We start from the raw sequence: 12,865 nt of genomic DNA, 5'->3' as shown, positions 1-12,865 counted from the left end.
GGCTTATTTTTCTGTGCCCAAATTTAAGTGCATCAGAGAGATTCAAAATGTTTGAAGATTTACTAATCGATTTTAATAGCCAAAAAGCAAAAAAGGAGTATCGCAGACTACTTTTTAAAGTAGTTTTGCGACACTCCCTTTGTTTTATTTTATACTCGATATCTTTATGTTCGGTATTGTATTACAACCATTTAATCTATATATATTATATAACACACAAGCTTTTTAATGTCAACGAAATTTTTACCAAGAATTATGCTATTAGTAAAATTTTTATTGATAAGAAAAAATCTTATGGCAGATATCTGCCCTGCTCTCTGGAAAAGTTCAAAGCCGACGCCGCGGCTAAACAGGTGTGTGAAGGGGGAAGACAAACCTCATACTAAACAGCCTGTCCCGGAATCGTATGCGCATGCGATTCCGGGACAGGCTGTCATTGCTGCTGCCATGCTAAAGTCTTTGGTGCGAAGCAAACAAGATCGTCTGTTCCAGCAATTCTCCAACTTGCTTTGTGATCTCAGGTCATAACCTTTGAAAAACCAAAGGCATCAATCAGTCTTGATGCCTTTGGTTTTTCCTATATTAATTTAGTAGAGGCTGTTTTCACACGAAAGGACCAGGCTCATTTCATCCGAGGGCAAAATAGATATAGATCGCCTGATATTTTGTAGCTCCCGCAAACGTTCAAAACGCTCCGGCGATTATTTAGATAACTGAGCAAAACTCAGGCTGTGAGACAAATAGGAAAGTGCCTCCAGTACTTTTGAGAGAATATACCACTCTCAGGTTTTTAGTGCTATTCAATGACTAGTGCCGGAAAACCAGCTTAAATTCTGCCTCTGAGGGCCTTCGTTTGATAACATTTTTGCACGGCGTCATTAAGCCATTTGGTTTCTTGACGGTCTATGATATATTGACCATCCACTTTTGTTATAACATCACCTTCTTTAACTATCGCAGGCAGATAAGATAACGGCAGGGAGATCATGCTGCAGCAATCAAACTCAACTAAGGCAATTTCACCTATTATTTTGTCAATTACGCCTTTCATCTAACATTTCCCCTTTACTAAACCTTAGTTTTCTACCCAAGCATCAACGTTATAACCTCTTTCTTCCCAATATCCTTTGCTGAGTTCTTTAGTTAGTTCCATGCGGACTAAATACTTTACTGATTTATAACCATACATCCCCGGAACGATGAGACGGGCGGGGCCGCCATGCTCTTGGTCAATAGGTTTTCCATCGATAAGTAAAGCTACCATCACATCCTCCCTCAGCGCCTGAGCCATAGTTAAAGTATCCGTGTAGACCCCGTCTCCGGAATAAAACCGGACATACCGAGCATCTTCTCCGGGATGGACAAGGTTTAACAAATTGGAAATCGGAATCCCTTCATAAGTTACGTTATTGACAGACCAGCCCGTTACGCAATGAAAATCGACAACATGCACTTGGCGCGGGAGGTTTAAAAATTCTTTCCAGCTATAGGATAGCGGATTACGAACCAGTCCGTTGATCGAGAACCCCCAGGTGTCATCAGTGAAAGCGGGCATGCCGGCAACATTAAATATCGTAAAATTCCCCCGGTATCCTCCTCCGATTGGAGGCCTTGACTGAGGAAGGGGCTTAGGTTCGAGACTCATTTTATAAGGTGTGTTGTTGATCTCTTTTCCCCGGCCGGGTATATTCTCCGGCGTTAATACTTCCGAACCTTTAAGGAGAGCATAGGGAACAACAATTAAACCTAAACCTCCCATTAAAATCTTGAAAAAAGTCCTCCTGGAGTAACCTGCTCCTTGTTGGTTAATCTCCGGATTTGTTCTGCCCTTGTGAAAAAATTTAGATATTAACTTATTCCTGTCCTTTTCCACTCAATTCAGCCTTTCTTGGCCATTAACAAGGATTAGTAAGCCCCAGTTAATTTATTTTTTCCAGAAGATTATGTTTAGGTAGCGTGAACCAAAAGGAACTGCCAATGCCAACAGTACTTTCAACGCCGATTTGACCGCCGTGCAGTTCAACAATAGATTTAGCGATGGCTAACCCTAACCCCGTCCCTCCATACTGCCTGTCTCTGGATTTTTCGACACGATAAAACCTGTCAAAAATATGGCTTAGTTCGTTGCCGCTGATTCCTTCCCCTTGATCGGTAATTACAACCTTACAGTATTCAGGCTCCTGATCCTGAACGGTGATTTTGATTAAGCCTCCGGCCGGAGAATAACGCAGGGCATTTTCAATCAAGTTGATGAACACTCTTTTTAATTTATCCGGGTCAATATAAACTTTCTTCATCTTTTCCGGGATGTCTACGGAAACTTCACATTTTGAATCGTCAAGCCTCAACTGGTAATTTTCTAGTGTCTCAATAATGAGATCGTCAAGAAAATAAGGCTGCAGGTGAACAATTTCTGTTCCTAATTCCATCCTGGACAATTGAAACAAATCCTCGATTAACACACCAAGCCTTTTGGTTTCCAGTCTTATGGTGTTTAAATATCGTTCAAAAGTCTCTTTGTCCTTGACAATATCATCTTGCAAAGCTTCGACAAACGATTGAATTGAAGCCAAAGGAGTCCTTAGATCATGGGAGATATTAGCAACCAATTCCCGGCGGGAAGTTTCTGATTGTTGAAGTTTAGTGAAGCTTTCGTTGAGCTTGCCGCTCATTTCATTAAATTGTAAAGCTAATTGTCTGAATTCAAGCGGGCCGATCAGAGGTACCTTTCCTTTAAAATCACCGGCTGCTATCTCTGCTGACTCAAAAGTAATAAGCCCTATAGCTTTTTCAATAGGCCGGGTCATGATTACATGCACAAAAAAAGAAATAACTCCGGCAATAAGTGCCACAAACGTTAAGAAAACTATCTGGTCTAAAGAGAGCAGCATTTTATAATAACTGATTGACAGGCAAATAAGGATAAAAGCTATGCTGCTTCCGTTTGCCGTAAGAAGATGCGTCCTAAGTCTCATTAATTGTCACGTCCTTCAAACTTGTAGCCAATTCCCCAAACAGTTTTTATGTATTTGGGCTGAGAGGGGATTTCTTCGATCTTTTCACGCAGTTTGCGAATATGAACGGTTACGGTTGTAGTATCCCCAAAATAATCGACACCCCAGATCTGATTGAGCAGGTGGTTGCGCGAAAATACCTGATCCGGATGACTGGCCAAAAGCCATAACAAGTCAAACTCTTTGACAGTTAGCTCAATAAGTTTCCCTCTGACAGTTGCCGTTCTGGTTTCAGCGTTTATTGCCAGGGAATTATAAATCAGCTTATTTTCAGGTAGTGCAGAGCTATTGTTTCCCTTATTAACTCTGCGGAATATGCTCTTTATCCTTAAGACAAGCTCTCTAGGGCTGAAAGGTTTCGTGAGATAATCATCGGCGCCAATGGTTAAACCAAAAAGTCTATCCATTTCCTCTCCCCGGGCCGTGAGCATGATAACTGGCACGTCATCAGTATCTCGTATCTGCTGACACACTTCCCATCCATTTTTTCTGGGCATCATCAAGTCAAGCACAATCAGGTCGGGGTGCTCTTTTTGCCATTTTTCAATCGCCTCTTCTCCATTGGAGGCCACTATTACCTGATAGCCTTCTCGCTCTAAATATTTTTTACAGACGTCCGTAATATTAAGTTCGTCATCGACAACAAGAATTTTCTGGCTCATCATAAACTCCCAAATGATGCTTTATTTTCGGCTATTCATTATCTAAAACTTGTCACAGGAACAGTTTAAACAATAAAGGTTATAAAATCCTTATTAAACTATTAAAAAAGTATTAAGTCTCATTATTTGTTTAGATCATACCACCTCCATAATAAAAAATCCTGCATTTGCTTGCAGGATAATTTCCCCGTTTTAGTTTCACTTAATTACACAGCCCGAGAGAATTCAGGCAAAAGGGACCTCGACCTATTCACAAGAGGCTATCAAAGAGAATTTGAAAAGCCGTAAAGTGGAAAGGCATATTCAAGCAAAATTACAGCGGGAAGAACTGGCCACAAAGAAACGTAAGATTGCAACTCTCAAGGCCAAAGCGAAGCACAGAGGCAAATAACAGCTCACTCACCGGGTTTATCCCGGTTTTTCACTTCTCACCCCTCAACCCTTCCGGCAGATAGTTAACTTCTTGGTAAAACCTGTCTCCAGTTGTCGGTTCATAATAGACTTTGTATTTCTTACCATCAACCGGGTCAATGAATACCTCATCCGTGGCAACGTATCCTTGGGGTATAGAGGTTCCTTGATTCTTTCGATAACGTTTATCCCAAATTAACCATGAAAAGATTGCGATAATGATTATCCCAGCATCTATTAAAAGATAAATCCCCAATGCCCATTTCATCTTAGGCTTCTTTCTCCACTACAACCGCAGTCCCAAAAGCTACAATTTCACTCATGTTTTTTCCGATTTCGCTGGAATCAAATCTCATCATAACGACTGCGTTTGCCCCCATAGCTTGGGCATTCTTTACTAAACGGTCTACCGCTTGTTTACGCGTGTCTTCGAGTAGCGCTGTATATTCATGGATTTCCCCGCCGACAAGACTGCGCAGCCCGGCTACAATATTCCCGCCCAATCCCCGGCTGCGAACGACAACGCCAAATACCTGGCCTTTGACATCTATTATTTTGCATCCTTTAATGTTTTCGGTGGTAACGATTAACATGCCATCACTCCCTCCTGCCTTGTTATTTAAAAATGTTTTATATAGTGCTTGTTTAACTAACTTATAATTCCAAGCCTTGCATCAATGAGTTGAATCTTTATGAATATCAAGCCCGCATATTTTCAGAAAAAATAGTATTACATTCCTGTCAGTGTTCCCAAAGCCAGCGATAATTATAGCCGGAAGATAACCTCTTTCAGTATTAGCAAAAGTACCGGGGAGAGGCAATTCAGTTGATCACTATGTGGGCACACTAAAGAAAATAGCCAGACGTAATATAACGTTCTGGCTATTTTTCATTTTTACTTCCATCTCACTCATCAAGTCTCCAGTTATCATAATTTCACCTCAGTATCGTGGCCATTGCTTAATATTAACGGTTCTCCGACCCAGTGATTAACAAGGAAGGATGTTCCATGAGGTTATAGTCAACGGGGGGCTGGAGTAGTTCATCAGCCTGGTAAAACATTCTGACATGTGGGCGATCGGGATATCCTACGTTTTGTTTAACAACATTGCCATACATGCCATTATTAAGAATAACTCCGGACCCTTCAGGGTAAATAGCAATTCGCGTCGAAAGGATATTTATAAGACTGGGCTCGAAAAGAATGCCCGAATGACCTGTTATGTACTCGTAGGCTTGATAGGGCTGAATCGCATCGCGATATACTCTTTTACTGGTTAAAGCTTCATAAACGTCTGAAAGAGCGGCAAGTCTGGCGTACTCATGTATTGCTGTTCCCTTCAATCCTCTAGGATAGCCGCTGCCATCCCATCTCTCATGATGTTGGAGGGCTACATGAGCGGAAATCAATCCAAAGTCATCGATCTTTCGCAAGATCTCGAACCCATATTTAGAATGCTGCTTTATTTCTGTGAATTCTTCATCCGTAAGTTTTTCTAGTTTATTCAACAATACGTTAGGAATTTTAACTTTTCCTACATCATGCATGAGAACTCCAAGCCCTAACTCCAGAAGCTTTGCTTCGCTATATTTATTAGCCATGCCTAAAACCAAGGCGAAAATTGTTGTGTTCACCGAATGATGGAACATAAAATCATCATATCCCCGAAAGTCAGAGATATACCCTAATATTCCCTCAAAGCTTAATAAATCCGATATCATCCGTTTCAACATATCTTTTAGTTCATTGGAACGAATTAAGCGATTTGTTTCAATGCAATATCTTACTCCTTTAACTGCCTTATAAGCAGACTCCTTAGTTCTTGGCGTAATTGCCATCTGTATCGCGACATCGTCTAATCGGTCATCCTCAATAAGTACAGTATCAACTCCCAATACTTGCAATTTGTGGATATATAAATTTGTCAACTTCACTCCGGAAGTTAACAATATTCTACCGTTAGCGTCTAAAATAGGGTGCGCAAGGATCTCTCCTTCATTAAGATAGAAAACATTAACTTGTCGCATGGCACATCTCCCTTAAAATTTCAGCTTAATTTGATTCTAACATTTATTTGGCTGGATAACATCCTCACGAGGCTGAATTGCCGGGAATATTTGATTATCCTTTTATAATAATTGCTATCTGTTAACTTTTGCTTACTGCAAAATTAATGACTCTAAAAATCTGGAACCTATAATTTACCACAACAGAAAGCCCCGAAACATTTACATGTTCCAGGGCTTTCTGTTGTTAAATTCCTTAAACCCTAAGCAATGTTTAAGGGAGCCTTGGAGAGACTCCGGCGTTGTCTTCGGCGCATTGCCAAGTAATTCAGTATTCGTTCAGGTGATGTATTAAGAATCTGATGTTCCTCTATTCCCACTTCACGAATCAAGGCAATGGCCTCACTAAATTCTCCGACCCGGTCCCAAAAATGCGCATCACTCCCCAAAATGACCGGGGCTTTATATTTAGCCATATAACCGGCAAAATCATGGCAATTCGATTTTGCTTCATCCTTTTTAGCGATTGTCGAAAGTGAACTGTTGTTAACCTCAACGGGCAGGTTTAACTGCGCTGATTTGTAAGCTATTCGCTCAAGGTCTAATTGAAAATCCGGTCGTCCGGGATGAACCATCATATCTGTATATGGGTTTGTCATAGCTTTGATATAAGCTTGGGTATTTTGTTCACATGTCCCGCCCGGGTAACATAGTTCATGGAGCCCGACCAGGACCAGTTCCATTTGGGCCAAATAATTATAAGGTATATCTAATTCCCCCTCATAATTAACGATATTAGCTTCAACGCCCGGTAATATTTTTACACCGAATAGTTCTTTGGGGATTATTGACAAATTCCCAAAATGGTAAATATCAGGAGCGCCCGGCATACTGGGTCCGTGATCTGTCATCCCTAATAATTTTAGACCTTTGTGCGAAGCTGCAAGTGCATTCTCCGTAATAGTACTATAAGCATGACCGCTTGATATTGTATGTGTATGCAAATCAACCAATAAATCCATTTTCATCACCCTTTTTTAGTTATAATAAAAGTTAATCAATTCAATATTAGGCTTCCGTCAACTGAAAGGTATAATGATTCTCTTTCTCTAATTCATTTTCACCCAAACTGATTTGGTGTTCGAGTTTAGCATCTAATATTTCATGAGTGGATAGAAAACGAAAAGCCTCACAAAAATATAATACTAAAACATTGTTAGCTAACGGCTAACTAAATGTAAAAACCAGGTTAAAAAATCTTTAAACCTGGTTTTTTCCACCACCAAAACAAATACATCCGGCAATACAGAGAATACTTTTCGGACTTTTTCTTACAGCAATCTGTTCTGCGGAGGCTGCGCTAAATATGCATACTTTCCTGGTCGTTCATTGAATACCCGTCACTTCGAACATCCGTCATTTTTAATGTCTCATCAATGGCAACAATAGTTTTAAGGTTTTTAACTGCCCCGTAAGCTTCTTGTAACGACAGCTTCTCTCCCTTTCCGGAAATAACCCATAAAGTTTTATATCCCCTGGGTATGGTGAGAAGCTTATCCTCACCTTTGCCATCCGTAAAATAGACTAACAAATTGACCTTATGGTGATTAGCATATTCGAAAACCGGAGTAAATTTGGTGCCTCCTCTTGTATTCAGGCGACTTTTTATGTCCTTTACGGATTTGACCTTATACACCCGTCTGATTTCACTGTCACATTCGATAAGCGTAATTTCCTGGTTATAATTTTTGACAATAGCCAGCACCTCTTTTAGGGCTTGATTAAATTCCTGATCACTAATGCTGCCGCTGATATCGAGGGCAACAAGGATTTGAGCTTTATGGCTCCTAAGTTCCCCTCTTAAATCCAAGCGCTGGGGCTGTCTTCTGTTTCTTCTGGTTATCGTCTTCTTTTTATTACTTTCAACAATTCCCATCAACCTCTTAAGATATAGATTCCAAGGCAGTTCACCTTTGCTGTTTCTAAGGGAAGCGATCATATTTTCTAAATAACCCGGCAGGCTGCCCTTTTGGGCATTATCAATAAACTTCTCGGTAAACTCCTGAAGCGTCTTTTCATCGCTGTCTTTGGAATCTTGCCAAATATCATGGGTTTTTTCGGGATCATAAGCGGTTTCTATTTTTTCCTCTTGATCACTGTCAGCGGTTTCATCTCCGGGATCAGCGGCCGCATCCTCATCTGCTGCCAATAGGTCCAGGGCAGTTTGAATCTCTTCGACATAATATTCAAAGGGTTTAAAAGGCAAAAGGTTTAAAGAATAATTCAAATTTACCCATTCTAAAGTTACCGCATAGGGCGGCAGATAATCCAAATAGGTATTGACGACGATATTCATAGCCATATTGACGGCTAAGGTGCTGTAGCCAGCCTTAAACTCTTGGGCTCTTATTAAATGCAGAGATACTATATGGAGTATTTCATGTTTAATGGTACTTTCCATTTGTTTAAGGTTAAGATTTAAAAAGATTAGCGGATTGAAATAGATAACATATTTAGTGCCTTGAAAATTGACTGCACTGGGACTGCTTAGGTCAAAGCGTATTTCTCTGGACATCTGCAGCAAAAAATAGCCATAGAAATTATCTTTGTCTTCCATAAGACTTAGATTAACTTTATCGACAAGGCTAAAAAACTCTTCTTTAAACTCTTGAGGTATAGTTATGCGGGAATTAGCGTCCCGGCGTTTCGCTTTATAATAATGCTCAATAATCAGCTCCGCTTTTGCACCGAGCTCTTTAACCTGGTTAGCAAAACAACTTTCCATAGCTTATCGCCTGATTAAACGATAAGATTCAAAATAGGATTCGATAAACGCTTCCTTCTCTATAGCCCGTTTGTATACTTCAGGATAATTGTTTTTAATATCGCGCATAATTCCTATCTTCAAATCCACAGGATATAGTTGTAAAAACTCAATCAGCCTGTCAATATAAAAACTTGAATCATCACGAGCATTTGAGATGTTTGCTTCTAAGCTTTTGAGAATATTCCTGGCGGCTAGATAAAGCCTGGTATGGCTTTCCTTTTTTACTCGTTCTCCGATCAATTCCGGGAGAGAATCTCCTGCAAAAACGTCCTCATAAGCTATAAGTGAAGGATAATCGGATTCCACAAAGCTCACAAACTCTTCGGCTATTAATCGCCCGACATTCCCTTTGACGACATTTAAAAACACGGATCTGGGTATGGTATCTTTGTTTTCCCGGTAAATTTTATAACTGCTGGAAATTCGCTCATAGCTCCTGGGAGTTGCTCTGAGATCATCTTCGTTAAGCTTATGCAAATAATCGGGGAAGGTGGAGATAAACTCGATAACCTTTTGCTCAATTCCGGCCTCTAGGGCCCAAGCGATCCACTGATGATAATCAGGCTCCATATATAACCAGACAAATCTATTTTCCTGGGCGGCATCCATATCGACAACCTGGTAGTCAAAATCCGCACCATATTTACTGGAAGGATTCATGGCGGCTAATATTTTTACATCAGCAGGTAACTGGTAGCCGTTGATCTCTCGATTGAGAATTAAATTCATCAGCTCCTGTTGTACCGTATGTTCACAACGGTTGATCTCGTCGATAAATAAAAGAACCGTTTTTCCCTGAGCTATTTCTTCATCAATTTCCCTGAGCTTATGATGAACGGCGTAGACTGTCGCTTTCTTTTCAAGCTGACCTTCTTTATTATGGGGGCCTGCATAAGCTTCTATCATTGGCAGACCCCCGATTTCACCTTCTTTAAGGAGATTCCCATTAATAACAATTAAACTCCAGTGATTTTCTTGCGCAATCTCCTTAGCTAACGCTGTTTTTCCTATTCCGCTTTCCCCAACGATTAAAGGTACTTCTCCCGTCGCCAGTATTAAGTCAACACTTTTTAAGGTGTCTGTAAAATTCATGATGGCTCACTCCTACAGCATCTTCAGCTTTTCATCGACAGCTATTTTTTTCGCCTTGTTACTTCCATAATTATAAATAAACATCATTTTGTCGCCGGGCATAAGACCGCTATCTTTATCGCTACTGCAATTTAAAAAATCCCTTACATACTTTTCGTCGACATCCTCACGGGATAATACGTCTTTTAACACTTGTTCGCAATCCTCTTTGCTTAATTCTTTCATCACATAGTTAAGGACTAAACTATTGACCTGCAAAAATGCCAGGATTTTATCTTTATCCAAATCATTGATAAAAGTAACAGCCCGCTCATTGTTCTTGATAGCTATAAGCTCTGTATTAGAACTGGGAGACTTTATGTATCTTAAGGCATCATAACTAATTCGCACAGCCTCTTCCTGGACACGTTCGCAAGGTTCACTGATAAACTTTATAGCATCGTAATTTTTCCGTACGGCTAATAATTGCAACTCCTCACTGGGATTCTTTACATACTTAATAGCCCAGCCGGCTTGCTTGAGAGCTGATTTGATCAACTCGTCGCTGGGATTTTTAAGATACTCTAAGTTAACCCAGCTAGCGTGGACAGCTTTCAGCATCATCTCTTCCGTGGGATTATCAATAAATTGAATTGCTCCTCCATTGTTTTCCAGGGCTAGCTCCTGCATCTCTCGCGTTGGATTTTCAATATATTTTAAGGTAAGTCCATTGTTTTTAACGGCCAAGATCTTTAGCTCATCCGGAGGATTGTTTATATAGACTATGGCATTAGGATTACTCTTCAGCATTTCCATAAGCTTTGATTTTTCCATAAGGTTATTTTCCTTCTGTCCTTATTTGATTATTACTTCTGCGCAGAAATTTACAATTGGCCCTAATTGCGCTCCAAGCACACGGCTTTAAACCAAGCTGCCTGATGGCAGGCTAAGGCAATCCCCGGAACATAAAAAGTCCAGTATTACTAGTATTACTGGGCTTTTCTGCATTTTGGGCTAACTCGGCATCGTTCAAACTGCAATATCCCGGTTTGGGGGCACTCTTTTTTTAAAGACGCACCCCTAAAGGAAATCAGCAATGTTGATATAAAATGATTATCAGCCCTTTAGCCACTTTGCCACCACAAACCCAGGATTTCCTTCCCTTTTCTCCTCGCGCGCAAGGGCCTCGGATGTTGTTTGAACATCAGGCGGGAAGAAAAGGCATTCGCCAATTTCGGCCGGTACACCGATTTGCCAGGAAGCTATTTCCTCTTTGCTATACAGGGCGGCTCGGGCGAAAACAGAAGTGGGTTTGCTGCGGGCTGCCTCCGCATAGTATTCGCTCCAGGCACTCCCGCCGGCGATGACTCCGACCAGCATACAGCCTCCGGGCTTTAAACGGCTAAAAAGTTTTTGCAAGACTTTTTCCGGTTCGGCTACGAATTCAAAGGCAGTCATGGAAAAAATCCCATCATAGGTTTCCAGCTGATCAAGAATTTCCGTAATATCAGCATGCCACCAGTGAACAGGATCAGCTTTTAAGGTGTTCTCCTCAAGCGCCGCTATTTTCTTTTGGGCTAAAGCCATCATTTCAGCGGAAATATCGACGGCGGTGACCTCATATCCCTCCTGCACAAGCCAGCTCGTATATTGTCCGGTCCCACAGCCGATCTCCAGAACCTTTGGTCCCGGCGCCCGAAACATGGACTGGACCAGGTGACGTTCCACTTGATCAGATACAGATCCAAGCTCAGTATCATACCAGGAATCATAACGTGCGGCGACATGGTCAAAAAGCGCTTCCTTCATTCGCAATCACCCTCGTCTATAGTTTATACTTTTCGTATTTCGTAATTCCTATGTTTATTTTTTTGTAACTTTCTACTTTTGCTTTTAAATTCCTCCCTCTCTTTCCTCTTTCCTTAAAAGTTCGATAATTCAATATGCAAGAATTTTCTTAAAGCTGGTTAACCTTTTTCCTTCTAAGATTGAGGATTAAGGGAACCTCCATAAGACATTCCCCTAATAAGAATTGGCAGGTCGGTTTTAATAGGACTTAATCCCTGGCAACATGGAAATCACCTCAGAAGGTTATACTATTTCCTGAACTATACTACAGACAGGTGGGAATGCCTATGTCCTTACCACCAGGGATTTGGCCCGAAGACCCCGCTCCGGTTGAACTCCTGGACTGCCGGAAATGTTCATTATCCCAGCAACGATCAAGGGTCTTATGGGGCGAGGGAAATCCTGACGCCAAAATATTTGTTTTGCTTGATAACCCCGGTGCCAGAGAAGATAAATTTGGCGTCCCGTATATTTGCGGAACGAGAGAAACCCTTTATCTTGCCCTTAGTAGCGTAGGACTGGGAAAGGATGACCTTTATCTAACCTATGTTGTCCGCTGCCGTCCTGTCAGAAAATATAATAAGGAACAAGCCCGGTCAACCTGTATGCAGCACCTATACGACCAAATAAAGACAAAAAAGCCCAAACTAGTTGTCTGTCTGGGCAACGTGGCCACCCAATCATTCCTTGACGATCCGGAGTCTGAGGTCAAGTCCCTGCGGGGAAAAATAAGTTTTTATAACGGAACTGCCACCGCATTTTCCTACCACCCTCTGGCCGTAAGAAGAAGACCTATTCTCAATAAGTTATTTTTAGAGGACTGGAAATTAATAGCTTCCTTTCACGCTCGGGAAATCTTTCCTGCTTCTCATCATTAACACAGTCGGCTAAAAGATAAATCTTTTAGCCGACTGTGTTAATGATGAGTTGTAAAGGTTTGTCCGTGTCTGTGCTTTGTCCAGCCCCAATGAGATATACTCTGTAAATTCAACCCTTACGGATGAGCGAAATTCATCGATTCCAGC

General features: G+C 41.1%; 14 protein-coding genes. 2 read left to right on the top strand and 12 right to left on the bottom strand.

Translation table 11 applies throughout. The features are described from left to right. Positions 1 to 826: 826 nt before the first annotated feature. The 4 genes from REC12_RS13495 to REC12_RS13480 are packed head-to-tail and all read right to left on the bottom strand — an operon-like array spanning position 827 to position 3,676. Complete coding sequence (locus REC12_RS13495) at positions 827 to 1,051, bottom strand: DUF3006 domain-containing protein (protein ID WP_308895269.1); 225 nt, start codon at positions 1,049 to 1,051, stop codon at positions 827 to 829. Positions 1,052 to 1,075: 24 nt separating this feature from the next. After that, positions 1,076 to 1,873 (bottom strand): molybdopterin-dependent oxidoreductase, encoded by a 798-nt coding sequence (locus REC12_RS13490; RefSeq protein WP_308895268.1) that lies wholly within the window; start codon positions 1,871 to 1,873, stop codon positions 1,076 to 1,078. 46 nt (positions 1,874 to 1,919) lie between these two features. Further along, positions 1,920 to 2,975, bottom strand: a complete 1,056-nt coding sequence (locus tag REC12_RS13485; RefSeq protein WP_308895266.1) for a sensor histidine kinase — start codon at positions 2,973 to 2,975, stop codon at positions 1,920 to 1,922. After that, on the bottom strand, positions 2,975 to 3,676 hold the full coding sequence (locus REC12_RS13480) for a response regulator transcription factor (RefSeq protein WP_374214209.1): 702 nt from the start codon (positions 3,674 to 3,676) through the stop codon (positions 2,975 to 2,977). The genes REC12_RS13485 and REC12_RS13480 overlap by 1 nt, the downstream gene beginning before the upstream one ends. A gap of 205 nt (positions 3,677 to 3,881) precedes the next feature. Between REC12_RS13480 and REC12_RS13475 the strand changes: the two genes are divergently transcribed. Further along, complete coding sequence (locus REC12_RS13475; protein ID WP_308895275.1) at positions 3,882 to 4,067, top strand: DUF2992 family protein; 186 nt, start codon at positions 3,882 to 3,884, stop codon at positions 4,065 to 4,067. 30 nt (positions 4,068 to 4,097) lie between these two features. Here the strand turns inward: REC12_RS13475 and REC12_RS13470 are convergent, their stop codons facing one another. The 8 genes from REC12_RS13470 to REC12_RS13435 all read right to left on the bottom strand — a co-directional run bounded on the left by REC12_RS13470 (position 4,098) and on the right by REC12_RS13435 (position 11,801). Further along, positions 4,098 to 4,355: a hypothetical protein gene (locus REC12_RS13470; RefSeq protein WP_308895262.1), complete on the bottom strand. Its 258-nt coding sequence runs from the start codon at positions 4,353 to 4,355 to the stop codon at positions 4,098 to 4,100. A 1-nt stretch (position 4,356) separates the two neighbouring features. Next, positions 4,357 to 4,680: a heavy metal-binding domain-containing protein gene (locus REC12_RS13465; RefSeq protein WP_308895261.1), complete on the bottom strand. Its 324-nt coding sequence runs from the start codon at positions 4,678 to 4,680 to the stop codon at positions 4,357 to 4,359. A 373-nt stretch (positions 4,681 to 5,053) separates the two neighbouring features. Next, positions 5,054 to 6,115, bottom strand: coding sequence for an HD-GYP domain-containing protein (locus REC12_RS13460; protein ID WP_308895260.1), 1,062 nt, complete (start codon positions 6,113 to 6,115; stop codon positions 5,054 to 5,056). 242 nt (positions 6,116 to 6,357) lie between these two features. Next, positions 6,358 to 7,116, bottom strand: coding sequence for a phosphatase (locus REC12_RS13455; protein ID WP_308895259.1), 759 nt, complete (start codon positions 7,114 to 7,116; stop codon positions 6,358 to 6,360). Between the two features lie 338 nt (positions 7,117 to 7,454). Then, the gene (locus tag REC12_RS13450; protein ID WP_308895258.1) at positions 7,455 to 8,879 is read right to left on the bottom strand and encodes a vWA domain-containing protein; all 1,425 of its coding nucleotides are present in this window, start codon (positions 8,877 to 8,879) and stop codon (positions 7,455 to 7,457) included. 3 nt (positions 8,880 to 8,882) lie between these two features. Beyond that, positions 8,883 to 10,013 carry an ATP-binding protein gene (locus tag REC12_RS13445; RefSeq protein WP_308895257.1) on the bottom strand — a complete coding sequence of 377 codons (1,131 nt, stop codon included), beginning with the start codon at positions 10,011 to 10,013 and terminating at the stop codon, positions 8,883 to 8,885. 12 nt (positions 10,014 to 10,025) lie between these two features. After that, positions 10,026 to 10,826: a hypothetical protein gene (locus tag REC12_RS13440; RefSeq protein ID WP_308895255.1), complete on the bottom strand. Its 801-nt coding sequence runs from the start codon at positions 10,824 to 10,826 to the stop codon at positions 10,026 to 10,028. Between the two features lie 282 nt (positions 10,827 to 11,108). Beyond that, the gene (locus REC12_RS13435) at positions 11,109 to 11,801 is read right to left on the bottom strand and encodes a class I SAM-dependent methyltransferase (RefSeq protein WP_308895254.1); all 693 of its coding nucleotides are present in this window, start codon (positions 11,799 to 11,801) and stop codon (positions 11,109 to 11,111) included. A gap of 326 nt (positions 11,802 to 12,127) precedes the next feature. Between REC12_RS13435 and REC12_RS13430 the strand changes: the two genes are divergently transcribed. After that, on the top strand, positions 12,128 to 12,718 hold the full coding sequence (locus REC12_RS13430) for a uracil-DNA glycosylase (protein WP_308895252.1): 591 nt from the start codon (positions 12,128 to 12,130) through the stop codon (positions 12,716 to 12,718). Positions 12,719 to 12,865: the final 147 nt, after the last annotated feature.

It is taken from the genome of Candidatus Desulfosporosinus nitrosoreducens, assembly GCF_030954495.1.
Classification (GTDB): domain Bacteria; phylum Bacillota; class Desulfitobacteriia; order Desulfitobacteriales; family Desulfitobacteriaceae; genus Desulfosporosinus; species Desulfosporosinus nitrosoreducens.
The sequence above is the reverse complement of the archived record's forward strand: the minus strand, read 5'-3'. Positions and strand labels throughout refer to the sequence as shown.